Annotated in this window: 20 protein-coding genes; 11 read left to right on the forward strand and 9 right to left on the reverse strand. The window is 71.1% G+C overall.

Features of this window, described 5'->3' with window-relative positions; translation table 11 throughout:
- The first annotated feature begins 28 nt into the window (after positions 1–28).
- Positions 29–622 (forward strand): TetR/AcrR family transcriptional regulator, encoded by a 594-nt coding sequence (locus tag HUT18_RS20625; protein WP_176102074.1) that lies wholly within the window; start codon positions 29–31, stop codon positions 620–622.
- Positions 623–921: 299 nt separating this feature from the next.
- Here the strand turns inward: HUT18_RS20625 and HUT18_RS20630 are convergent, their stop codons facing one another.
- On the reverse strand, positions 922–1,554 hold the full coding sequence (locus tag HUT18_RS20630; RefSeq protein ID WP_176102075.1) for a hypothetical protein: 633 nt from the start codon (positions 1,552–1,554) through the stop codon (positions 922–924).
- A gap of 527 nt (positions 1,555–2,081) precedes the next feature.
- Between HUT18_RS20630 and hemL the strand changes: the two genes are divergently transcribed.
- Together hemL and HUT18_RS20640 are read left to right on the forward strand one after the other, a co-directional pair.
- Positions 2,082–3,437: a glutamate-1-semialdehyde 2,1-aminomutase gene (gene hemL / locus HUT18_RS20635; RefSeq protein ID WP_176102076.1), complete on the forward strand. Its 1,356-nt coding sequence runs from the start codon at positions 2,082–2,084 to the stop codon at positions 3,435–3,437.
- Positions 3,434–4,156: a histidine phosphatase family protein gene (locus tag HUT18_RS20640; RefSeq protein WP_176102077.1), complete on the forward strand. Its 723-nt coding sequence runs from the start codon at positions 3,434–3,436 to the stop codon at positions 4,154–4,156. Before hemL ends, HUT18_RS20640 begins: the two co-directional genes overlap by 4 nt.
- Positions 4,157–4,347: 191 nt before the next feature.
- Here the strand turns inward: HUT18_RS20640 and HUT18_RS20645 are convergent, their stop codons facing one another.
- Positions 4,348–4,920, reverse strand: coding sequence for a TetR/AcrR family transcriptional regulator (locus HUT18_RS20645; protein WP_176102078.1), 573 nt, complete (start codon positions 4,918–4,920; stop codon positions 4,348–4,350).
- Positions 4,921–5,130: 210 nt separating this feature from the next.
- Between HUT18_RS20645 and HUT18_RS20650 the strand changes: the two genes are divergently transcribed.
- A complete protein-coding gene (locus HUT18_RS20650) occupies positions 5,131–6,438 on the forward strand; it encodes an NADH:flavin oxidoreductase/NADH oxidase family protein (RefSeq protein ID WP_176102079.1) in 1,308 nt (435 codons plus the stop codon).
- Positions 6,439–6,450: 12 nt separating this feature from the next.
- On the opposite strand, the gene HUT18_RS20655 is transcribed toward HUT18_RS20650, so the two are convergent.
- From HUT18_RS20655 to HUT18_RS20670, 4 genes are all read right to left on the reverse strand, one after another.
- Entirely contained in the window at positions 6,451–8,397 is a 1,947-nt protein-coding gene (locus tag HUT18_RS20655) for a serine/threonine-protein kinase (RefSeq protein ID WP_368661546.1), read from the reverse strand.
- A gap of 183 nt (positions 8,398–8,580) precedes the next feature.
- Positions 8,581–9,030, reverse strand: coding sequence for a hypothetical protein (locus tag HUT18_RS20660; protein WP_176102080.1), 450 nt, complete (start codon positions 9,028–9,030; stop codon positions 8,581–8,583).
- A gap of 218 nt (positions 9,031–9,248) precedes the next feature.
- On the reverse strand, positions 9,249–10,634 hold the full coding sequence (locus HUT18_RS20665) for a hypothetical protein (RefSeq protein ID WP_176102081.1): 1,386 nt from the start codon (positions 10,632–10,634) through the stop codon (positions 9,249–9,251).
- Positions 10,631–11,395: an FHA domain-containing protein gene (locus tag HUT18_RS20670; RefSeq protein WP_176102082.1), complete on the reverse strand. Its 765-nt coding sequence runs from the start codon at positions 11,393–11,395 to the stop codon at positions 10,631–10,633. Before HUT18_RS20670 ends, HUT18_RS20665 begins: the two co-directional genes overlap by 4 nt.
- Positions 11,396–12,040: 645 nt before the next feature.
- Between HUT18_RS20670 and HUT18_RS20675 the strand changes: the two genes are divergently transcribed.
- On the forward strand, positions 12,041–13,336 hold the full coding sequence (locus tag HUT18_RS20675; protein WP_254878727.1) for a hypothetical protein: 1,296 nt from the start codon (positions 12,041–12,043) through the stop codon (positions 13,334–13,336).
- 27 nt (positions 13,337–13,363) lie between these two features.
- Here HUT18_RS20675 and HUT18_RS20680 read toward each other — a convergent pair whose 3' ends face one another.
- A complete protein-coding gene (locus tag HUT18_RS20680) occupies positions 13,364–13,945 on the reverse strand; it encodes an NADPH-dependent FMN reductase (RefSeq protein WP_254878728.1) in 582 nt (193 codons plus the stop codon).
- A 359-nt stretch (positions 13,946–14,304) separates the two neighbouring features.
- Between HUT18_RS20680 and HUT18_RS20685 the strand changes: the two genes are divergently transcribed.
- The 5 genes from HUT18_RS20685 to ccsB all read left to right on the forward strand — a co-directional run bounded on the left by HUT18_RS20685 (position 14,305) and on the right by ccsB (position 19,903).
- Positions 14,305–15,159: a helix-turn-helix domain-containing protein gene (locus tag HUT18_RS20685; RefSeq protein ID WP_176102084.1), complete on the forward strand. Its 855-nt coding sequence runs from the start codon at positions 14,305–14,307 to the stop codon at positions 15,157–15,159.
- A 368-nt stretch (positions 15,160–15,527) separates the two neighbouring features.
- On the forward strand, positions 15,528–16,157 hold the full coding sequence (locus tag HUT18_RS20690) for a TlpA disulfide reductase family protein (RefSeq protein ID WP_176102085.1): 630 nt from the start codon (positions 15,528–15,530) through the stop codon (positions 16,155–16,157).
- Positions 16,158–16,161: 4 nt separating this feature from the next.
- Entirely contained in the window at positions 16,162–16,929 is a 768-nt protein-coding gene (locus tag HUT18_RS20695) for a cytochrome c biogenesis CcdA family protein (RefSeq protein WP_176104689.1), read from the forward strand.
- A 5-nt stretch (positions 16,930–16,934) separates the two neighbouring features.
- Complete coding sequence (locus tag HUT18_RS20700) at positions 16,935–18,800, forward strand: cytochrome c biogenesis protein ResB (protein WP_176102086.1); 1,866 nt, start codon at positions 16,935–16,937, stop codon at positions 18,798–18,800.
- Positions 18,797–19,903 (forward strand): c-type cytochrome biogenesis protein CcsB, encoded by a 1,107-nt coding sequence (gene ccsB / locus HUT18_RS20705; RefSeq protein ID WP_176102087.1) that lies wholly within the window; start codon positions 18,797–18,799, stop codon positions 19,901–19,903. The genes HUT18_RS20700 and ccsB overlap by 4 nt, the downstream gene beginning before the upstream one ends.
- Before the next feature lie 226 nt (positions 19,904–20,129).
- Here the strand turns inward: ccsB and HUT18_RS20710 are convergent, their stop codons facing one another.
- Complete coding sequence (locus tag HUT18_RS20710) at positions 20,130–21,494, reverse strand: hypothetical protein (protein ID WP_176102088.1); 1,365 nt, start codon at positions 21,492–21,494, stop codon at positions 20,130–20,132.
- Between the two features lie 421 nt (positions 21,495–21,915).
- A complete protein-coding gene (locus HUT18_RS20715; RefSeq protein ID WP_176102089.1) occupies positions 21,916–22,680 on the reverse strand; it encodes a ScbR family autoregulator-binding transcription factor in 765 nt (254 codons plus the stop codon).
- 465 nt (positions 22,681–23,145) lie between these two features.
- Here HUT18_RS20715 and HUT18_RS20720 point away from each other — a divergent pair, with 465 nt between their 5' ends.
- Complete coding sequence (locus tag HUT18_RS20720; RefSeq protein WP_176102090.1) at positions 23,146–24,318, forward strand: transposase; 1,173 nt, start codon at positions 23,146–23,148, stop codon at positions 24,316–24,318.
- The last annotated feature ends 76 nt before the right edge of the window (positions 24,319–24,394 follow it).

Here is a 24,394-nt window from a genome sequence, read left to right on the forward strand (position 1 = left end):
ATCTGAAAGCTAGCGGTACGCTGCTGTCGTGGCAAGACTGACCAGGGCCGAGAGCCAGGCCCGCACCCGTGAGCACGTCCTGGAAACCGCGTACACCCTCTTCCTGCGCGACGGCTTCGCGACGACCTCGATGGACCGGGTCGCCGAGGCGGCGGGCTATTCAAAGGGGGCGGTGTACTCCAACTTCGCCACGAAGAACGAGCTCTGCCTGGCGGTGCTCGACCGGATCGTCACCGAGCAGATGACCCGCCTGACCGCCGAACTCGACGGCACCCACCGCGTCGACGACCGCATCGCGGGCTTCGCCCGCTGGGCCGAACAGCACATCGGCGACAGCCCCTGGACGTCCCTGGAAGTCGAATTCGCCACCGCCACCCGCCGCGACAAGGACGTCTGCCGTCAACTCGCCGCCCGGCGGCGCAAGATCACCGAGGGCGTGGCGGAGCTGATCGAGGCGCAGGCGCGGGAGTTCGGGCTGACGCTGTCGATGCCCGCGGACATCGCGGCGGTGACGTTGCTGAGTCTGGGGATCGGGCTGGGGGTGCAGCGGGCGTTCGATCCGAGCGTGCCGGTGGAGCCGTTGGTGGATTTGCTTTATCAGGTGATGCGGGGGATGGGATAAGTCGGTCCAGGTGGGGGAGAGTTGGCGACCGAATCGCGGTCAAGGGGTCAGTCCCGCACGTGCGGGGACCACTCGCCGCCGAGCTGGTCGAGGTTCACGGTCTGGGGATCAACCCCGCACGCGCGGGGACCACCGCTTCCCCCAGAACACCGTCATCTGTACCGAGGGACCAACCCCGCACGCGCGAGGACCGTACTTCCCGACCTGCAACTCCCTTTGGGCTAAGCCCAGTTCCGAAGCACTTTCACCGAATCCGGTAATTCAGAACTCAAAGGAGAGTGCTGGTCGATATCAGACCATCACGGCCAAACCAAACAATAAGGCTGATGCCCAGCCTCATGCAGCCGATGGCTGAAGTCCTGCCACTCGTGCAGCAGTTGATACACATCGAACGCGTTGCGCGGTCCCCCGCGATCCGGCACCGTCGACCAGATGAACGCCGCGGCGCCCACCGTCTCCTCGCCGATTCCGCGCAGTGGGTCGACCACCGTCATGGGGAGCTTCACGACCGCGTAGTCCGGGTGCAGGACGACCAGTTCGAGGGGCGGGACGCGGTGCAGGGGGACGCCCTCGATGCCGGTGAGGACCATCGCGGCCATCGTCTCCGGCTTGATCTTGGTGAACATGCCGCCCATGCCCAGCTCGTCGCCGCCGAGCTCGTCGGGGCGCATCGAGATGGGGACGCGGGCCGCCGTCGCGCCGTCGGGCGCGCCGAAGTACTTGTACGTCACCCCCACCCGGCCACTCCTGCTTCCCGGCACCGTGCTCCCGGTCTCGCCGTGCCCGAGGGGCAGCTGGCCGCCGGTCTGTTCCGTCTCGGCCGCCGGGGTCTCGCGCTCCGTCGCCTGCGCCTCGCGCCGGTGCTTGCCCCGCCGGGCACGCCTGGGGCCGAGGTCGTCAGTACCCTCGCCCAGTCCGCCACCGCGTTGCATATCTCCACCCGACTCGTCATCCGGACGCGCGGGCCCCGCCACGCAGACCGATCATCGTGTCAATGACCTCCCCCACGGCCGCGCGCCGAAACGTGCGGCGGCACACCTGTCCCCGGCTCGCGACGCACCTCACGCCGCGGTGTGCAGGAATGCCCGTGAGAACCCCCGGACCATGTTAGGTGGTATGCCCTTGCCGCGACCACGGAAGAAGGGTGCCGATCACGTCCGGGCAGCCGAAATCCGCCGTAGTCGACTGGTAGACACGCGTATTCGTGGAAACCCGGCCCCGTCGGTTCCGGATGGTTGCGGTGGATTCGGCCGTCCGTCGCCCCCTCGTCGCCGGGCCGTCGTCCGCGGTGCGTCCGCCGTGCCTCCGGCCCGCGCAGGGCACTCGACCGTCGCCGGACCGGCGAGCGTCCGGTCAGGCGGGCCGCCGTCCGCCGGGCCGGTGGCCCTGCCCGCCGGCCCCGTACGAAGGGGCCGGGGCGGGCCCGGGACCCGGGGGCGCGGGCCGTACGCTGAGGGGTATGGCAGAGGCGAACATCAACCACGGCACCGCCACGGCGGCGGGGGCCGTGCCCTATCCCGCGGACGCGCCCCGATCGGCCGCGCTGTTCGGCCGGGCTTCACAGGTGACCCCGGGTGGCGTGAACTCGCCGGTCCGGGCCTTCCGGGCGGTCGGCGGCACACCCCGCTTCATGGTCTCGGGCACCGGTCCCTACCTCACCGACGCGGACGGCCGCGAGTACGTGGACCTGGTCTGCTCCTGGGGTCCGATGATCCTCGGTCACTCGCACCCCGAGGTGCTCGCCGCGGTCCAGGCCGCCGCGGCCCGCGGTACCTCCTTCGGTACGCCGGGGGAGGGCGAGGTCGAGCTCGCCGAGGAGATCGTGGCGCGGGTGGCGCCGGTCGAGCAGGTGCGGCTGGTGTCCTCGGGTACCGAGGCGACCATGTCGGCGATCCGGCTGGCGCGCGGCTTCACCGGCCGCGCCAAGGTGGTCAAGTTCGCGGGCTGCTACCACGGCCACGTGGACGCCCTGCTCGCCGCCGCCGGATCGGGCGTCGCCACCTTCGGACTGCCGGACACCCCGGGCGTCACCGGTGCCCAGGCGGGCGAGACCCTGGTCCTGCCGTACAACGACCTCGCGGCCGTGCGCGAGGCCTTCGCCGCGCACCCCGGCGAGATCGCCTGTGTGATCACCGAGGCCTCGCCCGGCAACATGGGCGTGGTCCCGCCGCTGGACGGCTTCAACGCCGGGCTCAAGGAACTGTGCGCGGCCGACGGCGCGCTGTTCATCTCCGACGAGGTGATGACCGGCTTCCGTACCTCGAAGGCGGGCTGGTTCGGGGTCGACGGGGTGGTGCCCGACCTGATGACCTTCGGCAAGGTCATGGGCGGCGGCTTCCCGGCGGCGGCCTTCGGCGGCCGCGCCGATGTCATGGCGCACCTCGCCCCCGCGGGTCCCGTCTACCAGGCGGGCACCCTCTCCGGGAACCCGGTCGCGACCGCCGCCGGTCTCGCCCAGCTCCGGCTGCTCGACGACGCCGCGTACGCGACCGTGAACTCCGTCTCCGAGCAGATCCGCACCCTGGTCGCCGAGGCCCTGAACAAGGAGGGCGTGGCGCACCGGCTGCAGACCGCGTCCAACATGTTCTCGGTGTTCTTCACGGATGGCCCGGTACGCGACTTCGACGAGGCGAAGGCCCAGGAGGGCTTCCGCTTCAACGCCTTCTTCCACTCGATGCTGTCCCAGGGCGTGTACCTGCCGCCCTCGGCCTTCGAGTCCTGGTTCGTCTCGACCGCCCACGACGCGCGTGCCATCGAGCGGATCGCCGCCGCGCTGCCCACCGCCGCCCGTGCCGCTGCTGAGGCCACGGCATGAGCGCGCCGACGCAGCCGACCGGCGGCGAGCACACCCCGGACGCCTCCGGGCAGAGGACCGTCGTGCACGTGATGCGGCACGGCGAGGTGCACAACCCGGAGGGCGTCCTGTACGGGCGGCTCGACGGGTATCACCTCTCCGAGCTGGGGCGGCAGATGGCCGAGCGGGTCGCCGAGCATCTCGCCTCGCGCGACATCGCGTACGTCGTCGCCTCCCCGCTGGAGCGCGCGCAGGAGACGGCCACGCCGATCGCCAAGCGGCACGAGCTCGACTTGGCCACCGACCCGCGCTTGATCGAGGCCGCGAACGTCTTCGAGGGCAAGACCTTCGGCGTCGGCGACGGCGCGCTGCGCCGGGTCTCCAACTGGAAGCACCTGGTCAACCCGCTCAAGCCGTCCTGGGGCGAGCCGTACGCCGAGCAGGTCGAGCGGATGCGCGCGGCCGTCGAGGCGGCCCGCGACGCCGCGCGCGGGCACGAAGCGGTGTGCGTCAGCCACCAGTTGCCGATCTGGATCCTGCGCAGCGCGATGGAGAACCGCAGGCTCTGGCACGACCCGCGCAAGCGCCAGTGCACCCTCGCCTCCCTCACCAGCTTCACGTACGAGGGGGACAAACTGGTCTCCGTCGGCTACACCGAGCCCGCCCGCGACCTCGTCCCGCCGCACCTCCTGGCAGGCGCCAAGCCGGTCAAGGGGAAGGACAAGGCGTTCGGGGCCTGAGCCGAGCCGTTCGCGGTCTCCAACTCGCGCGTAAGAGACGGCAGTTCGACCACTCAGAGGCGGCAGTTCGGCCAGCCTTCGCCGGTGGCCCGCAGTGCGCGGGTCACCGGCTTCTGTGTTGCCGGGCCCCCGCCCACCGGCGCCAACTCGCCTTCCGGGCAGACTCGTTGCCCCGAACGGTCAGGGCACTCTCACCGGTCCAGGACCGTGTCCAGGAGCTGTTCGAGTTCATTGGCGACGTGGTCGAGAGGTGTGGTGGACCGCTGGGCGATGCAGAGGATCACCGCTCCCTCCACGGAGGAGACCATCAATGCCGCGAGGGACGGGGCTCGTTGGGCCGGGACACCCGCCGTGACCAAGGCCTGTTCCACGACGTTCAGCCACAACTCGAAGGTGCCGCAGGCGCTCTCGCGCGCGGCCGGTGCGTCCCGGCCGCCGAGGGCCGAGGCGACGACGGGGCAGCCCGCGTCGTAGTCGTCGGCGGCGAGGCCCTCGCCCACCGCGGTGAGCAAGGTGCGCATCACCACGATCGGTTCCCGCGCATCGGCGAGCACGGCGGCCAGCCCCTCCGACATGGCGGTGCCCGCGGTCTGTGCCGCCTCGCCGAGCAACTCCCCGCGCCCCTGGGGGAAGTTCAGGTACAGCGAGCGCCGGGCCACGCCACTGTCGCTCAACAGGTCCGCGACGGTGGTCCCCGAGACGCCGTGGGTGCGCATCAGCCCGATCGCGCTCTCGATGAGCTTGTCCCGCGCCGTCGTCGTCACGCTCCCGTGCTCCTTCCCCGTCGGCGGCCACTCCCCTTCCCGCAAGTAGACCAGACGGTCTTGCGGTAGATCGATTGGTCTACTACCTTACTTGTGAGTAAGGAATGGGAGTGGCTGGTGTCCATACCCGCGGGGGCGGCGTGAGCAATGCACCAGCGGGCCGACCGAATCGTCGGATTCGGCGGGACGGCACACGACGGAGGTCACGCGATGAGTACGAGCACCAGCAGGCCGAGCACCAGCAAGCCGAGCAGCAGTGTGGGCAGCCCGTCGGGCAGCCAGGCGGACATCGAGCTTCTGCAGAGCCCGTTCGTTCTCCCGGGCGGCGCCTCGATTCCGAACCGGATCGCCAAGGCCGCGCTGAGCGAGGGCCTGGCCGAGCCGGACGGGCGCCCAGGCCCGCGGATACGGAACCTCTACCGGCGCTGGGCGACCAGCGGAATGGGCCTGATCATCACGGGCAACGTCATGGTCGACTCCCGTGCGATCGGGGAGCCGGGGAACGTCGTCGTCGAGGACGAGCGGCACCTCGCGGACCTCTCGGCCTGGGCCGACACCGCCAAGAAGGGCGGGGCGAAGCTCTGGGCGCAGATCAACCACCCGGGACGGCAGATCCCGCGCAACCTGTCCTCCCAGCCCCTCGCGCCCTCGGCTCTCGCGGCCTCCGGTGTGGGCGGCGCCTTCGCCAAGCCGCGCGCGCTGACCACGGCCGAGATCGAGGACATCGTCGCGCGGTTCGCGACCACGGCGCGGCTCCTGGTCCAGACGGGTTTCGACGGCGTCCAGGTGCACGCGGCGCACGGCTACCTGATCAGCCAGTTCCTCTCCCCGCTGTCCAACGAGCGCACGGACGAGTGGGGCGGCACCCCCGAGAACCGGCGCCGCTTCCTCATCGAGGTCGTCCGCGCGATCCGTGCGGAGGTGGGCCCCGAGGTGCCGGTGTCGGTCAAGCTCAACTCCGCCGACTTCCAGCGCGGCGGCTTCGGCGAGGACGAGTCGCTCGACGTCGTCCGCGCACTGGCCGCCGAGGGGATCGACCTCCTGGAGATCTCCGGCGGTACGTACTCCTCCGCCGCCATGCTCGGCGTCGACCCCACGCTGAAGGAGTCCACCCGTAAGCGCGAGGCGTACTTCATCGCCTACGCCGACCGCGTCCGCGCCGAGGTCCCGCGGCTTCCCCTCATGCTCACCGGCGGCTTCCGCACCCTCGACGGCATGGCCGACGCGATCCGCAGTGGCGTGATCGACATCGCGGGCCTTGGACGTCCGCTCGCCGTCGAGCCCGACCTGCCCGCCGCCCTGCTGTCGGCCAAGACCGAGAGCAGCGACGTCCGGCCGAAGCGCAGCGGCATCCGCCTCCTGGACAACCTGACCGAACTCGTCTTCTACACCGTGCAGTTGTGGCGCATGGCCGACGGCAAGGCCCCCGCCCCGGGCCGCCACCCGGCCCTGAACGTCACGCAGTACCTCCTGCGCAACGGCGTGGACAGCGTCAGGCTGCCCCGGCGCAGCCGCTGAGGCCCGCCGGGCTCAGACCGAGGTGAGAAGCCCCGACGCCGCGGAGTCGAGTGAGCGGTACTCCACCGTCCCGTCGTCCACCAGTGTCAGCCGCAACGGCGACCGGCTCCTGGGGCATCTCGACTCCATGTCCGCTGTCACCGCGTCCAGTTCCGGCGGAGTGGTGAGCAGACCGTCCGGTGCGGAGAACACCTTCGCCCGGTAGTGGCACGACGGGTCGGAGCCCATTCCGTCCACCACTCTGACCGTGCTCTGCTCGACGGTCGTGCCGGCGATCCCGACCTGCTCCAGGGGGCCGGGCTCCGCTTCGTCGGTCTCGGGGAACCACACGCCCTGGTACTTGTCGAGCGACGGGCTCTCCCGCTTTGTGAGCTGGACCTCCTGCCCGTCGACGAGCCAGGTGAGCCGGTCGTTCGAGGCCGGGCCGAAGCCGAGCTCGCTGCGCGCGGGCTTCCAGCAGTCGGCGGACGCGGTCCTGGGAGTGGCACTCTTCGAGCCCGCCTGCCCAAGTGTCAGAGTCCGCTCTCCGGAGTCCTGGTCGTATGCGGCCTCCTCGGCGGCGCTCGTGGTGACACACAGACTCGCCCTGCCGAGTACGGACACCTCGACCGCCCGCTCGCCACCCCCGCTGATCCGCAGCCGCGCGTACTCCCCGGCCGCCGCGCCCTTCGTCGTCAGCTTCCCCTCCCACTCGCCGACGAACTGCTTCGGCACGGCGACACTGCCGCCGCCGCCCCGGCCACCACTGCCCGCGTCCTCCTCCCATGGCTTGAGCGCAAGGAGGCCCGCACCGGCTACGGCAAGTGCCACCGCCGCGGCGCCCACCGCGAGGGCCCGACTGCGCTTGGCTCCGCGTGCGGGCGCGGGGGCGGCGGGTGGGGGAGGGGCGGCCGGAGGCCGAGCGGGCATCGTCGGGGCGGCCGGGGGAGGCGCCTGCCGGGCGGCGATGCCGGGGGCTGCCGGTGTGGCCGATGCGGCCGGTGCCGACTGTGCGGCCTGGGCGGACCTCACCGTCGGTGTGGCCCCGTGACCGGGGGCCGAGGCCGGGTCGTAGTCCAGCAACTCCGCGGCCCGGCGCCCGAGTTGCTCAAGGACCTCACCCGGCAGCCAGGGCCCGGTCTCGACGAGCGCGGCCCGTTCGGCGACCGCCCGCGGGGTGGGCCGAAGCGCGGGATCCTTGTGCAGGCACTCGCGTACGAGGGGCAGCAGGCTCTCCGGTACGCCGTCCAGGTCGGGTTCGTCCTCGGCGACCCGGAACAACTGGGCGTGCACCCCGCCGTTACCGGTCGCACCGAAGGGCTGGCGCCCGGTGGCCGCGTACGCGAGTACCGACCCCAGGCAGAACACGTCGCTCGCGACGGTGAGTTCACGACCACGCGCCTGCTCCGGCGACATGAAGCCGGGCGAGCCGATCACCATCCCGGTGCGCGTGTACGCGAGTTCGCCGGTGGCCGTGTCCAGGGCGTCCAGCGCCCGGGCGATACCGAAGTCGATGACGCGCGGCCCGTCCACGGTGACGAGTACGTTGGACGGCTTGAGGTCCCGGTGGATCAGCCCGGCGTCGTGCACGGCAGCAAGGGCGAGCGCGAGGCGATCGGCGAGCACCCGTACGGACCGCTCCGGCAGCGCCCCGTACCCCTCGGCCACCACCTCGTACAGCGAAGGCCCCGGAATGTACCGCGTCGCCACCCACGGCACGGCGGCCTCGGTGTCCGCGTCGAGCACATCGGCGGTCCACTGCCCGCCCACCCGACGCGCGGCGGCCACCTCGCGCGCGAACCTCCGCCGGAATTCGGCGAGTTGGGCGAACTCGGCCCGTACGACCTTCAGCGCCACCGTCCGGCCGCCCTCGGACCGCCCGAGATACACCAGACCCATCCCGCCCTCACCGAGCCGACCCAGCAGTCGGTACGGACCGAGGTAGCGCGGATCCTCCGGCGCGAGAACCTGCATCGTCATCCATCCCCCTGAAATGACACGGCCGTCAGCAAGGCCGCGGCTCAACCTACTCCAGGGGGTTGGGGGGGTGGTTGAGGTGTCCGGCCCACGGTCGCTCTTGCCGTCGAGGGCGCGGGTCGTCGTCCGGGGTAGGTGGAGTTCCAGGTGAGGGTTCACGTGGATCAGCCCCGCGTCGCCGTCGCCTTATGCCTCGCCGCCCGGCCGCAACAGACGTCGCAGCCTCCGGTTGACAGCGCTCAAAGCCTCCCGGTCCCCCTCCGCGAGCGCCCGCCTTCCCTCCGCGAGAGCCGCGTCGGCCTGCGGCCGTGACGTCATCTCCTCGCGCAGATCCGCGAGGGAGTGAAAGACCAGGACATCCCAGCGGTCACCGCACCGGAGCAGATCGATCTGGAACTCCCGTACCCGCACCATGAGTTGGCGCAGCTCCGTACCACTCGCATCCACACACACCGCGCTCGCCCGGGTCCGCAGAATGCGCAGCTCCCGTCGTTCCGCCCGGCCGCCTCCGACCTGTTCGATCAGGTCCTCGCAGGAGTTGAGCAGGTCCCACAGTTCGTGCAGGAGGCTCGGTAGGAGGCCGGAGGCATCGTCGACGGAGTCCGGCAGGTCCGGCCAGTCCGGTGTGCTCAGCAAGTCGTCGGAGAACTCGAAAGCTTCCGAGTCCGTCGAGCCCGCTGAGCCCGTCGGGGCCGCTGAGGCCGCCCACGTCGCCGAGTCCGCACCCGAGTCCGCGGAATCCCCGGAATCCCCGGAATCCCCGGAATCCTCCGAGGCCCCCGCACTCTCCTCCCGGCCCTCCCCGTCCCGCCAACCCTCCGGCCCGACCCCCGACCCGAGCGTGTCTCCCATCCTCACGACCCCGTCCGTCCCGCCTGTCCCGCGTGTCCAGTCCGTCCCGCCCGTCCGGCCTCCTGCCCCGCGCCGTCCCGTCTCTCGGTCAGGAGGGCGGCGAGGATCACGGACAGGACGAGGCCGAGGGAGACGGCGGGGTACGCGCCGCCGAGTGTGGCGGCCAGGGTGATGACCAGGGCGACGGCGACCACCGAGAGGCTGATCCTGGTGCCCAGTGGGGTGCGAAGGAAGCGGATCGCCGACCGGATGCGCGCCGCTGCCCGGCGCCACTGTTCCCTGCGCGGGTCCTTGCCGAGGGTCTGGGCGGACAGACCACGGGGATTCGCGTACGCGCGTGCCCGTCGGCCGTGGCCGAACTGCCGTACCAGACGGTCCCAGTTGTCCAGGAACTGCTGCTCGTCCCGTTGCGGCGCCACGTCGTGCGCCTTGCGGGCGAGTTCGACCATCTCCCAGCGCTCCCCGGCGTCGGGCGCCCGGTGTACGTACGACTCGCGCAGGTCCACGGCAAGGTTGTTCAGGCCGACGGCGACCATGAGCGCGACCTCGTCGTACCGCTCGGCAGGCACCAACGGCCTTACGGGATCCAGGAGTTCGAGTTCCGGCAGGACCTGCTGCCAGAGCGCCGCCGCCGACTCCTCGTACCGGCCGGCTTCGCGATGTTCCTTCGCGATGCGCAAGGCGTCGCCGATCCGGTCGGCCGACGGGGCGAACAGGACCTCGCCGAGCTTGTGCACGGAGCCCTCGAACGAGGCGCACCGTCCCCACTCGGCGGCCATCCGGGCCAGGAACGCGTCACCGTGGGCGAGTTCGGAGAACGGCGTGACCAGGAGGGGCGGCAGACCCGCCAGGAGGTCTTCGGCGGCTTCCTCGCCGAGCTCGGGGGTGTCCAGCGTCCGGATCCGGTGCCGCAGGTGCGCGGCGAAGTGGTCGTTCTCCAGGACCGCGTGCCAGCCTCGGGCCGCGCCCAGCCACATCACCTCCCGGTTGGCCCCCGGGAACGGGTCGCCGCCCTGTGCCGACTCCAGGGCCCACAGGTGGCGGCGCACCGCCGCGTCGTGCTCCCGGTGGAGGTCTTCGGGGCAGCCGCAGTCCAGGTTGTCGGTGCCCCAGTACCACAGCGCCTCGTCCATCAGCCGCCGCTTCGGATCGGCCAACTCCGCGAAGGCCGCCCGTACTTGCTCCGCGTCGTTGGGAACGGTCGTCGACCCCGAAGGGCGCGGTGCTGCCCAACAACCGTGCCCCCGGCGGAGTTTGGCCTCCGCGTCCTCCCGGTGACGGTCAACCGTCTCCCCGTCGGCGTGAGTCGGCAGGCCCGTCACGGCGAAGGCGTTCGACCAGTAGAGACGGACGCCCGCCAGCTCGCGGAAGCGCGCTTCGAAGATCATCGCGGCTGGCCCTGCCTTCCCGCCGGGAACTCGGGGTGTACGTACAGCCGGTAGCCGACGGTCGGCACGGTCTCCAGGATCCGGGGCTTCGCCGGGTCCGGTTCGATGCTGCGGCGCACCGCGCGCACCACTCCCGCGAGGTCCGTCTTGTCGTACGAGCGCCCGAGCGGCCACTCCTCCGGCGGCTTCCACAGCGCCGCGATCAGCTCGGCGTGGTCGCAGGCGACTGCCTCGCCCCCGCTCAGGCCCGTGCTGCGGGAGACCATGTAGCGCAGTAACTGGTGGCCCTTGGGCCGCAGCCCCTCGACGAGCAGCTCCTCGCCGCCGTCGATCCGGTACACCCTGCTGCCGACGCTGTCGTAGCGGATGCCCGCGCGCGGGGTCGCCCGGTCGTGCCAGGCGGGGGCGGGACGGGTGGCGTGTGCGTCGATGAACGTCAGCCGCCAGTGCAGGAGTTCGTCGTCGCCGACCATGTCGCCGAGGATCAGCAGGGTGTCGCCGTGCCGGAGCAGTTCACGGCCGCGTACGGGATGGATCTCCGCGCCGGAGGCGTCGTGCTGGAGCAGGGTGCCGTTCTTGGCGTGGCAGGTGACCCACCACTGGCCGTGCTCCAGATCGAGTATGCAGTGCAGCCTGCTGATCCAGCCCTGTGGATCGGGTTCGAGCACGATGTCCGGCTCGTGGTGCGGCGCCGTACGCCCCACCGTGCACTGGCCACCGTCCAGCACGTACTCCCGCACCTTCCCCGCGGGCGATGTCACCCTCAACCTCGCTGGTCGCACTCCGCTCCCACCCTCCGGCCCCGGCACCTCCCACAAGACGCCGTGCTGTGACGCAAGTCTCCCGGGGGGCGGGTGGGGGTGTCCATGTAAGGGAGTTGGAATCGGGGTGGGTTCGGTTGGTTGGAGGGTGGGGTTGCCGGAGGTGGTGGCGGCGTCGTGGTGAGTGGGGGCGGGTGGGGCCTCGTTCTGTGTCGGCCTTGTCGCTCGGCCACCGCTTGGATCGGGCGCCCCGCCAGCCCAGCGGTTCCCCTGTCCGGACGCCCAGGCCCGAAGGCCGTCCCCTGCGCACCCCGGTACGCACCCCGGGAACCGCCCCACCCCCACCACCGTCCCACAAAGCAGCCACTGCCCCAGAGTCCCCAGCCGTCCCGTGGCCGCCCGAGTGGCCACGCCTCCTCCGGTTCCGTGTCACCCCGTAACCGCAATCGGACAGAAAGTGTCCAACTGGCGCAGCTGGTAAGAAAAATCTCGAAGTGGCACCAATCATCGTGAACCTGGGCAACTTTTCCCTCCCCTCAGCCCTCTGACTCTGTGCCTGGTCAAGACCGGACCGGAGCGGAAGTGGGCGCACGGCCAGTGGGCCGCGGTTGTCGCCGCAGCAGCAGAGGAAGCAGGGGGACGGACATGGGTGTCAACGACGGGCTGGACGGGCTGGACGGTATAGGCGGGGCCGGTCGCGGGACCGGTCGCAAGGTCAGCCGTCGGGGCGTGCTCGGTGCGAGTGCGGGAGCGGTGGCCGCGCTGGGGCTCACCGGTTGCGGAACCCTCAAGGGCGGGGACGGTGGCGGGCCGACCCGGGCGGTTCCCGAGGACGGGACCGCGCGGGAGCCGAAGTTGATCGGTGACGGGTCCACCGCGTACACCGGCAAGCAGCCGCATCAGCCCGAGGCGCCCCGGCGGCTCGAACCCGGTGAGACGCCGCCGCAGTTCGTCGTCTTCTCCTGGGACGGGGCGGGCGAGGTCGGCAACGGGCTCTTCCCGCGCTTCCTCGATCTGGCGAAGGAGCACGGCGCGTCGATGACGTTCTTCCTCTCCGGGCTCTATCTGCTGCCGGAGTCGAAGCAGCGGCTGTACCGGCCGCCGAACAACCCCGTGGGCGCCTCCGACATCGGCTACCTCACGGACGCGCACATCAAGGACACGCTGAAGTACGTACGCCGGGCCTGGCTGGAGGGCCACGAGATCGGCACCCACTTCAACGGGCACTTCTGCGGCGGCGACGGCAGTGTGGCGAACTGGACCCCGGCGCAGTGGCGCGACGAGATATCCCAGGCGAAGTCCTTCGTGAAGGAGTGGCGCACCAACACCGGCTGGCGTGACCTCGAACCGCTGCCCTTCGACTACGAGAAGGAACTCGTCGGCGCCCGTACCCCCTGCCTGCTCGGCCGGGACAACCTGCTGCCCACGGCCCGCGAGCTCGGGTGGCGTTACGACTCCTCCTCGCCCGGCGGCACCCAGCGCTGGCCCGACAAGAAGAACGGACTGTGGGACCTGCCGCTCCAGGCGCTGCCCTTCCCCGGGCACAGCTTCGAGGTCCTGTCGATGGACTACAACATCCTCGCCAACCAGTCCAAGAACACCACCCGCGCCCCGGCCCACAACTACCCTGCCTGGCGCACCCAGGCCACCGGGACCTACGTCAACGGGTTCCAGCGGGCGTACGAGTCCAACCGCGCGCCCCTGTTCATCGGCAACCACTTCGAGGAGTGGAACGGCGGCATCTACATGGACGCGGTGGAGCAGACGATCAAGCAGATCGCGGGCAAGAAGGACGTACGCCTGGTGTCCTTCCGGCAGTTCACCGACTGGATCGACGCCCAGGACCCGGCGGTACTGGAGAAGCTCCGCACTCTGGACGTCGGGCAGTCGCCGGTCGGGGGCTGGGGGGAGTTCCTCGCCGGGAGCACGCCCAGCGCCTGAGTGCCGAGGGAGCGAGGGTGGGAGCGCTCAGTGTGCGGTGCCCGCGTACGGGTTCTCGTGGCGGGCGGTGTGCAACAGGGCGCCCCACCAGTGGAGTTGGTCGAGCAGTGCCTGCGCGTCGCGGGCCGGGCCGGTGGGGTCCTTGAGGGTGCCGTCGGCGTCGAAGAGCTCGTAGTAGCGGGGGAAGGAGACGTAGTCGCGGACCGTGTGGGCGTGCAACTCGCCGAAGATCTGGCGGAGTTGCTCGATGGCGAGGACGCCGCCGGTGGCCCCGCTGTAGCCGACGAAGCCGATCGGCTTGGCCGCCCACTCGGTGTAGTACCAGTCGATCGCGGCCTTCAGCGAGGCCGGGAAGCTGCGGTTGTACTCGGGTGTCAGCACGACGTACGCATCGGCCGCCGCGATCCTGCGGGTGAGCTCCGCCATCTGGGCCGGGCGCGGCATCTCGGGGTCCACAGCGGGCGGTACCGGCGGCAGTGCGAGCGGCAGCGGCTCCTCGGCGAGATCGATCACCTCGACCGTGAACCGGCCGTCCTGCTCGGCCAGTTCGGCGAACCAGCGCGCGACGACCGGTGCGAACCGGCCCTCCCGCACACTGCCGACGAGCACCGCGAGATTGAGCTTCGGCTCGTTGGCGGGGGAGGTGTTCGGATTCGCAGGAGACTCGTTCTCGACGGACCCGCTCCCGACGGACCCGCTCCCGACGGACCCGCTCCCGACGGACCCGCTCCCGACGGACCGGCTCCCGACGGGCCCGCTCTCAACGGACTGGTTCTCAACTGGCATGGCTCTGCTCCTTGTTGCTCTTGAGATTCGGCGGCGACCGGTGACCGTCGGGTGATCCAACCGGTGACCCGACCGGTCACGACAACCACGCTGCCGGGCCGCGCCGATACGAGGAAGGCCGGGCGGAGACCGGTAGTGACAGGGCCACCCTCCGGGCCCGGGTGGGCTGTTACGTTCGCCGGGTGAGCGACAACGAACTGGGCATGTTCCTGCGCATCCGCCGGGAGGCCGTCACGCCCGCCGAGGCGGGACTGCCCACCGGGCCCCGTCGTCGTACGCCAGGACTGCGCCGGGCGGAGCTGGCCACGCTCGCGGGAGTCAGCGTCGAGTACGTGACCCGGCTGGAACAGGGACGCGACCGGCGCCCCTCCGCGCAGGTGCTCGCGGCCCTCGCCGACGCGCTCCGCCTGACCCCGAGCGAGCGCATCCACCTGTACCGGCTCACCAAGGGCGCCGACCCCGGCTTCACCTGCCGGGGCGCGGAGCCGCCCGCCCGTACGGTCCGCGCGACCGTGCGCGCACTGCTCGACCGGCTCGAACCGGCGCCCGCCGTCCTCCTCAACCGGCTCGGCGACGTCCTCGCGCACACCGCCGCGTACGAGCGCCTCGCCGGACCCGTCGGACTGCTCGACGGCAGCCCGCCCAACCTTGCCCGCTTCGTCTTCGCCGACGACCGGGCGCGCACCGTCTACCCCGACTGGGACCGGGTCGCCGACGAACAGGTCGCCGCCCTCAAACAGGGGCCCTTCCGCGCCGACGCCGACATCGCCGCGCTCGCCGACGAACTGACCGTCACCGCCGGGCCCGCCTTTACCGCACGCGTGGACACCCTGCCCGGTCTTCCGAAGTCCAACGGCGTCACCCGGCTCGTCCACCCCGAGGCCGGCGAGCTGCGCCTCGCGTACGAGACGCTCGAACTCCCCGCCGACGACGATCAGCGCCTGCTCGTCCACCTGCCCGCCGACGAGGCCACCTCCGCCGCACTCGACCTTCTCGTCGGGCGACGGCCGGGGACGCTACGGGCGGTCTCCGCCTGAGCCGGGACCGGCGGACCTGGGACCGGCGGACCTGGGATCGGCGGACCCGGGATCGGCGGACCTGGGACCCGCGATCCTGGGACCCGCGATCCTGGGACCCGCGATCCTGGGACCGGCCATCCCGGGACTCGCGATCCATGGACCACCAACCCCAGGACCGACAGACAGCCCACCCCCCCCCCTCCACCCCGTGGCCCACCTCACGTCCCCACCCCACCCCCCAACCCAGCCCGAAATCACCCCTCCTGAGGCCTTCGCCAGGCCGGGAAAAGGCCCGGGAAAGGCCCCCGAACCCCGGCTGAAATGGGAAAATCCGCGCGGACGGGGGGCGGTCAAGATCCCCGGGACAGCCATGCGAAACTTTTCACATGAGTGCCGCACGCCGCGCACGCCGCGCACGCCGATCTGTTGCAACCGCCGCAACAGCGCGCCGAACCGTCCTGGTGACGGCAAGCGCCGCGCTCGCCCTGACCGCCTGCACCTCGGGCGGTACATCCGGCGGCGGGGGCGACACCAACTTCGTGATGGGCAAGGACGGCATCTCGACCGTCAAGAGCGGTGACCGCAAGGACGGACCGGACATAGCGGGCGAGACGCTCGACGGCGACAAGCTCGCCCTGGCCGACATGCGCGGCAAGGTGGTCGTCCTCAACGTCTGGGGTTCCTGGTGCCCGCCGTGCCGCGCCGAGGCGCCCGGCTTCGTACGGGTGGCCACGGACCTCAAGCCCAAGGGCGTCGAGTTCGTCGGCATCAACACCCGCAACTCCAGCACGGGCCCGGCCAAGAAGTTCGAGAAGGACTACGGGGTCACGTACCCGAGCCTGTACGACCCGGCGGGCCGTCTGATGCTCCGCTTCGGCAAGGGCACGCTGAACCCGCAGGCGATCCCCTCCACGCTCGTACTCGACCGCGAGGGACGGATCGCCGCCCGGTCGCTGCGGCCGCTGAGCGAGGAGAAGCTCCGCAAGATGATCGACCCCGTGCTCGCCGAGAAGTGATCGCCTGATGCTGCTCGCCGCCACGGACACCGGAATGAACGAGACGGTCTACAGCGGGGCCCTTCTGCTCGCCCTGCCGCTCGCCGTCCTCGGTGGGCTCGTCTCTTTCTTCTCGCCCTGCGTCCTGCCGCTGGTACCCGGCTACCTCTCCTATGTCACCGGAGTCAGCGGCACCGACCTCGCCGAGGCGAGACGCGGGCGGATGGCGGCGGGAGCGGCGCTGTTCGTGCTCGGCTTCACGGCGGTGTTCGTCTCCGGCGGCGCGCTCTTCGGCTACTTCGGCTCGACGCTGCAGGAGTACCAGAGCACCCTCTCCAAGGTCCTCGGCGTCCTGATGCTGCTCATGGGGATCTTCTTCATGGGCCTGATGCCCTGGCTCACCCAGCGCGAATTCCGGTTCCACAAGCGGCCGGTGACGGGTCTGGCGGGGGCTCCGATACTCGGCGCGCTGTTCGGCATCGGCTGGACGCCCTGCCTCGGGCCGACGCTCACGTCGGTGAACATGCTCTCCTTCAACGAGGCGAGCGCGGGCCGCGGCGCCATACTGATGGTCGCCTACTGCCTCGGCCTCGGTCTCCCCTTCGTCGTCGTCGCCATCGCCTTCCGCAAGGCGCTCGGCGCCTTCGGCTGGGTCAAGCGGCACTACGCCTGGGTGATGCGAATCGGCGGCATCATGATGATCACGACCGGACTGCTGCTGCTGACGGGTGCGTGGGACCACCTGGTGCAGGAGATGCAGATCTGGTCCAACGGCTTCACTGTGGGGATCTGAACGCGATGAGCAATGCGACCCGGCCGTCCGCGGACGAGAAGACCCTGCCCGCGGACGACAAGCCCGCGGCGGAGGCCGACCGCGCGGCACGCAAGGGCGAGGAGGACCTCGGCGCCGCGGGCGCCCAGCTGTCCACCGCCCCGCGCGAGGAGAGCCTGGCCCAGCTTCCCGCGCTCGGCTTCATCGGCACCTTCCGCTGGATCTGGCGGCAGCTCACCTCGATGCGTATCGCGCTGCTGCTGCTCCTGCTGCTCTCCCTCGCCGCCATCCCCGGCTCGCTGATCCCGCAACAGGGCTCGGACGAGCTGAAGGTCCAGGAGTTCAAGGCGACGCACACCACGCTGGGGCCGATCTACGAGAAGCTCCAGCTCTTCCAGGTGTACAGCTCGGTGTGGTTCTCCGCGATCTACATCCTGCTGTTCGTCTCGCTGATCGGCTGCATCGTCCCGCGCACCTGGCAGTTCGTCGGCCAGCTCCGCAGCCGCCCGCCGCGCGCCCCGCGCAACCTCTCCCGGCTGCCCGCGTACACCACCTGGCGCACCGCCGCGAGCGAGGAGGAGGTGCGCGCCGAGGCGCTGCGGCTGCTCAAGCGGCGCCGGTTCCGGGCGCACGAGACCGAGGGCCCCGACGGCAAGGACGGTGCGGTCGCCGCCGAGAAGGGCTTCCTGCGCGAGGCGGGCAACCTGGCCTTCCACATCTCGCTGATCGTGATGCTGGTGGCCTTCGCCAGCGGCGAGCTGTTCAAGTCCGAGGGCGGCAAGCTGATCGTCGAGGGCGACGGCTTCTCCAACACCCTCACCCAGTACGACGACTTCAAGTCCGGGAGCCTCTACGACCCGGACGACCTGGCACCGTTCAGCTTCACCCTGGACGACTTCGAGGGCACGTACGAGCGGGGCGGCCCCAACCGCGGCACCCCGCGTATCTACAAGGCCCACGTCACGTACTACGAAGGCATCGACGGCAAGCCCAAGAAGAAGGACGTCGAGGTCAACAGCCCGCTCACGATCGACGGTTCCAAGGTGCACCTGGTCGGTCACGGCTACGCGCCCGTGGTCACCGTGCGGGACGGCCGCGGCGAGGTGGTCTACAAGGAGGCCGTGCCGCTGCTGCCGATCGACGGCAACGTCACCTCGACCGGCGCGATCAAGGTCCTGGACGGCTACAAGGACAAGAAGGGCAAGAAGGAGCAGCTCGGCTTCAACGCCTTCTTCGTGCCCACCTTCGCGGGTGTCGGCAAGGGCCAGATGTTCTCGCAGTTCCCCGGCCTGGAGTACCCGGTGCTCGCGCTGTCCGCGTACCACGGCAGCCTGGGCGTCGACTCGGGCGTGCCGCAGAACGTGTACCAGCTCAACACCAAGAAGATGCAGAAGTTCAAGGACGCCAAGGGCGATCTGCTCAAGCAGCGGCTGCGGCCCGGCGAGACCATGAAGCTGCCAGGCGGCGCGGGCTCGATCACCTTCGAGAAGGACATCCGGGAGTGGGCCAGCTTCCAGATCTCCCAGCAGCCCGGCAACAACTGGGCACTCGGCGGCTCCATCGTCGCGATCGCCGGTCTGTCCGGCTCGCTGTTCATCCAGCGCCGCCGGGTGTGGGTCCGCACCCGCACCGACGCGGACGGCCTGACCGTGGTCGAGATGGCGGGCCTTGGCCGCAGCGAGTCCGCGAAGCTGCCGGAGGAACTCGGGGCACTCGCGGGCGACCTGCACGAGAAGGCGCCCACGGCCACCGAACCCGCCACCGAAACCGGCCCCGCCACCGAATCCGCCATCGAGAACCCCCCGCAGGACCGCGAAGACCCCGACACCGAGCAGACCGCCCGGGCCGACGCCGACACCGAGTCCGTACCCGCCGAAGGGGCTGAGAAGTGATCCTCGCCGCCGCCAACAACGAGAATCTGGCAGAGATCAGCAATGTGCTGATCTACTCCGCGATGGCCATCTACACCCTGGCCTTCTTCGCGCACATGGCCGAGTGGATCTTCGGCAGCCGCAGCAAGGTCGGCCGTACCGCCGCCGCGCTCACCACCACCACGGCCGGTGCGGCGGCCGCCACCACGGCCGCCGCGCCCGCGATCCAGGTCAAGAAGCAGGGCGGCGGCACCGCGGTCCTGGAGCGGCCGAAGGTCGTGACCCGCTCCGTGGCGGGCAGCCGCGGCGACGTGCCGGACGGCCCCGGCGCCGCGGGCGACAGCGAGCAGGGCGACCTCTACGGCCGTATCGCGATCTCGCTGACCACCCTCGCCTTCCTCCTGGCGGCGGGCGGTGTGGTCACCCGCGCGCTCTCGGTGGAGCGCGCGCCGTGGGGCAACATGTACGAGTTCAACATCACCTTCTCCACGGTCGCCGTCGGCGTGTACCTGCTGCTGCTCGCGCTGAAGAAGAACGTCCGCTGGCTCGGCCTGGTCCTGGTCACCTCGGTACTGCTCGACCTCGGCCTCGCGGTCACCGTCCTCTACACCGAGAGCGACCAGCTCGTCCCGGCCCTGGACTCGTACTGGCTGTGGATCCACGTCGCCACCGCGATCATCTGCGGCGCGGCCTTCTACATCGGCGCGGCGGCCACCCTGCTCTTCCTGTTCCGCGACTCCTACGAGAACAAGCTCGCGGGCGGCGGCAAGCCGGGCAGCTTCGCCACCTCGGTCCTGGAGCGGATGCCCGCCGCGGCCTCGCTGGACAAGTTCGCGTACCGCATCAACGCCGCGATCTTCCCGCTGTGGACCTTCACGATCATCGCGGGCGCCATCTGGGCGGGCGACGCCTGGGGCCGCTACTGGGGCTGGGACCCCAAGGAGACCTGGTCCTTCATCACCTGGATCGCGTACGCCTGCTACCTGCACGCCCGCGCCACCGCCGGCTGGAAGGGCCGCAAGGCCGCCTACATCGCCCTGATCGCCTTCGCCTGCTGGCTGTTCAACTACTACGGCATCAACATCTTCGTCAGCGGCAAGCACTCGTACGCGGACGTCGGCTGAGCCGGTACGAGGCAGGCCCCGCGAACGGGCCGTAACGTCACAAGGGCCGGTGCCCGCCCGGGAGTTACCCGGAGCGGGCACCGGCCCTCGTGCTGTGTCGGGGAACAACTCCCCGGCGGCGTACGGCGATTGCGTGATTACGTACGCGTCAGCTCAGTACGGCTCAGTGCAGTACGGACCAGCACTGTATGGACTCAGCACTGCATGGACTCTGTGCTGCACGGACTCAGCGCTGCACGGACACCGAGACCTCGGCACTGGCCGGGCGGTGGTGGGCGTCGCCCGCGAACGCGACCCGGTAGGTGTACGTGCCGGTGTGCGAGGGGCGGTCGGTGACGGTGAAGGTGCCGTCGGCGGCCACCGTCGCGGTGGGCAGTTCGGTGACGATGCCGTCGGCCGGGCCGGTCCGGGTCACCGAGACCTGTGCGCCCGCGGGCAGCGGGTCCGGGGAGGTGAGGGTGCCGGTGACCGTCAGCGTCCGGTTCGGGCGGGAGGTGGCGGGGGCGGACAGGGCGAGCGTGGCATCGGCCTTGTTGGCGTCCACCAGGATCCGCAGGGCGATGTCGCCGGCGGAGGTGTCGGTCACCGCGAACAGGCGCGTGGAGTCGGCGGTGAAGGCCAGCCCGTTCGGGCGCAGGGTCGCGTAGTCGGTGCTGCCCGCGAACTCGTAGGTACGGAACGGGGTTTGGGTGCCCGGGCGGAACACGTACACGTCCGGCTCGTAGAAGCCGTCGATGCCGCCCGCGACGGTGCCGTCGGGGGCGACGGCGACCGCGTTCGGGTAGGCGTCGCTGGTGTAGGTGCCGGACGCGGACAGGTCGCCGAGCTTGAACGCCTGGTGCTTGTACGGCGATCCGCTGGCCAGGATCACGTCCTTGCCGTCCGCGCTGATCGCCATGTCGCGGAGGTTGGAGCTGCCGCCCTCGCCCGGGTTCCAGGCGTGGGCGCGCCGGGCGAGCGTGCCGCCCGCGGCGTCGTAGACCGCGACCGTGGCCGGGCTGAGGCCCAGTTCACCGGCGACGAGGGTGTTCGGTGCGGCGGGGGAGGCGGTCAGTTCGGGGGCGTAGTACCAGCCGTTTCCGGCGGGCAGCGCCAGCTCGACGGGGGTGGCCGCGGCCGGGTCGAGGGAGCCGATACGGCCGCTGCCGGTGGCGCCGTAGCCGAAGAAGACCTTTCCGCCGGTGACCGCGAGGTGCTGCGGCTGCGAGCCCTCGCCGGTCGTCCAACGCCCGCTCTCGGTAAGGGAGTCGGTGGAGAGCGCGGCGACGGCGCCCGCATCGCGCAGGGCCACGTAGACCGTGCTCGAATCCGCGGAGAGGGCGAGACCGAAGGCGCCGTCGGCGTTCTCGATCTCCTTGATCACGGTGCCGTCGAAGTCGGTGACGACGACGCTGTCACCGGTCGGGTCGCTGAGGAAGACGTGCCGGTGGATGTCGTCCACGACGATGTCGCCGTACGCCTCGACGGGCAGGACGGCGTTGCCGTCCGCGTGGGCGGGGGAGGTGGCGCAGGGCAGGCCGAGCAGTGCGACGGCCAGGGCGAGGCTCGCCGCGGGGGTGGCGGCGGACCGGGCAAATGTGCTGATGCGCAAGGTAGTTGAGTCCTCGGTGCAAACCGCGGCCGGGAGTTCCGGCAGCGCGCGTCGGCGCGTGGGGAAGCGGGCACGGACGGAACCCGTCCGCCCGTGCACCGCGCGCCGATCATGAGACCGGGGAGGGTGGCCGGAGGTTGTCCTGTGTCAGATGAATTTCACGGGACTTCCGGGCTCGCGCGCCGTTGCGGGCAGATGGCCGGGGTGTAGGCCGGGCCTGCGGCAATCCGGACCGAATCGCGATCAACAGCGTTCGGAGCCCGGTGAGTTGGGCGAGTCCGGGCGAGTTCGTTCCGTGGGTCGCGGCGGTACGGGTGGTGCCACGGTCGCGCGTGAGCGCAGGGCCCCGAGGGGTGGCCGAAGCCATGGTGTCCGCGCGGCCGGGGAGGGTGGGGGTCCGTCCCCGGCCGCGCGGCTCTCGTCAGCGGACGCCCTGGGCCGGTATCGCAGAGACGGCGGGAACACCGGCGGAGGCGGCCACCGCGTGCACGGTGGCCCTGTTCATCGGGGAGCGCGCGTGGCCGTTCGGGGTGGCGGCGGGCCGGTGCCCGCCCGGGCCCGTCGGGGCGCCCGCGAGTACCGGGCGCAGCACGCGCCAGACCCGGGACAGCCACTGCTGCGGGCTCTCCTGCTGCCCTTCCTCGGGCTGCGGCTGCCCGAAGGCGTGCTGGTACGGCATCCTGGCGAGCATCTCGGCGCCCATGGTCACCGACATCACCAGCGCGGCCGCCGAGCGGACGTCGGTGCCGTCGGCCAGGCTGCCGTCACCGCTGGCCCGGCACAGGGTGCGGTGCAGGGTGCTGAGCCAGTACAACTGCGAGTGCAGCGCCGGGTCTTCGGGCGTCTCGACCTCCTGGGCGAGGCGCGCTCCGGCCCGTACCACGACATCGTTGTGCAGCAGCCCGGCCAGTGCGTGGGCCATGTCGACCACGATGTCCAGGGCGGGGCCCGGGCGGTCCGCGAGGTCCTCGAGGACCGCGGCGGAGATGGCGCAGGCCTCGATCTGTACGGCCTGGGCCAGTTCGGACTTGGTCGTGAAATGGAAGGACAGGCCGCCCTTTGTCACTTCGGCCTGTTCGCTGATCGTCATCAGGGTCGCCCGCTGATAGCCGACCCGGTCGAAGACCTGGGCGGCCGCGCGGATGAGGTTGGCCCTGGTCCGCAGTGCACGTTCCTGAAGTGCCACGTCACACCGTCCTGACCGTCATCTTCATTGCGGCTCTCCCCCTGTTTCCACCGGCTGAACTCGAACTGCGTCCGCCGGTTGAGTTGGTGCCCGTGCTGGTGCCGGCGCGCGTCTGCCCTCGGTGTCCGGCGCGCGTCTGCCGGTCTGCTTCCGCCCGGCGTGCGCCCCTGATGTTCCCGCTGGTCCGGGGTGTTCCAGGGCATGCCGGAGCCGCCTGTGTCGGTGGGTCGACGACGGCGGCAAGGTCAGCGTAAAAACAGACCGGCCGGTCTGTCAAATGGTGCCCCGTGCAGCAGAATCTCGCCCAGGGGTCCGTCGTTTGGCCCAAAAAGGGCCCAGTTGACAAGCCGGGCGCCCGGTTTTTACCCTCGCCCTGGGCGAAGGCCCTGGGGAATCAACTCGGCGATGGGGGACGAGATGAGCAGCGCCGCGGCTCTCGTACGGGAACGCGATGCAGGTTTTCGCATGTCCGCCGCCCCTCCGGTGGCCGTCGCGCTACGCGAGGAGATCGTGGCCCCGCTGGCCGACGCGCTGCTCGCGAGCCTGACCCGGCGTCACCACCGGGAGCGCGGTGAGCAGTACCTGCGGGGCCTGTTGCTGGCCCGCGGCCGCAAGTCGATCCGCAACATCGCGAGCGCCTTCGGCGGCTCCGCGCTGGAGCAGAGCCTGCACCACTTCGTGTCCTGCTCCACCTGGGACTGGACCCCGATGCGCCAGGCCCTGGCCGCCTACGTCTGCCAGGAACTCCAGCCCAAGGCCTGGGTGTTGCAGTCGATGCAGATCCCGAAGATGGGCGAGCACTCGGTCGGCGTCGACCGCCGCTTCCTGCCCCGGCTCGGGCAGACGGTCAACGGCCAGCAGGCGTTCGGCCTCTGGCTGGCCGCACCCCGCGCCAGCGCCCCGGTCAACTGGCGGCTATTCCTGCCCCCGGCCTGGCTCAAGGACGACGCCCGGCGCCGCCGTGCGGAGATCCCCGAGGGCCTCGGCGAGGAGTCGCTGGCGGCCTGCGCGGCCACCACGGTGCTCGACGCGACCCGGTGGGGCCTGCCGCCGCGCCCGGTCCTGCTCGACGCCCGGGACGGTGAACTCCGCGACACCATCGACGAGTTGAGGGCACACGGCCTGCCCTTCCTGGCCCGCATCGGCGCCCACGAGCGGGTCGCGGTCGCCGACACCTCGATGCCCGGCTACGGCGGCGGACTGCTGCCCGCGCAGCAGATCATGCAGTCGGTCTCCGGCCTGCGCCGCCCCGTCGAGTACGGCGACCCGGCCTCGGCGGTACCGGCGGTGCGCAGCACCCTGGTCGCCGGAATACGGGTCCTCGCGCCGCGCTCCTCGCGCCGCGTGGTCCGGCAGGCGGGCGCCCCCGGGGACACCAAACCCCTTCTCCTGCTGGGCATGTGGGACGAGCCGCACCAGCCGCCCACCGAGCTCTGGCTCACCGACATGGCCGCCCTGTCACACCCGGCCCTGACCCGCCTCTCGAAGCTGGCCGTACGCACCGAACTCGACTACGCGAGCACCGGCGAACGCGCGGGCCTCAGCGAGTTCGTCGGCCGCTCCTTCCAGGGCTGGCACCGCCACCTCACCTTGGCCTCGGCGGCGCACACGGCGCTGGTGCTGGGCGCGGACGGCTGATGCTTCCGCCAGGTCCCCGCGGACCGGGTGGCACGCGGACCGGCGAGGGGGCGGCCCGGCATTTCGGCCCGGGCGC

The sequence above is a fragment of the Streptomyces sp. NA04227 genome, from assembly GCF_013364195.1.
Taxonomy (GTDB): domain Bacteria; phylum Actinomycetota; class Actinomycetes; order Streptomycetales; family Streptomycetaceae; genus Streptomyces.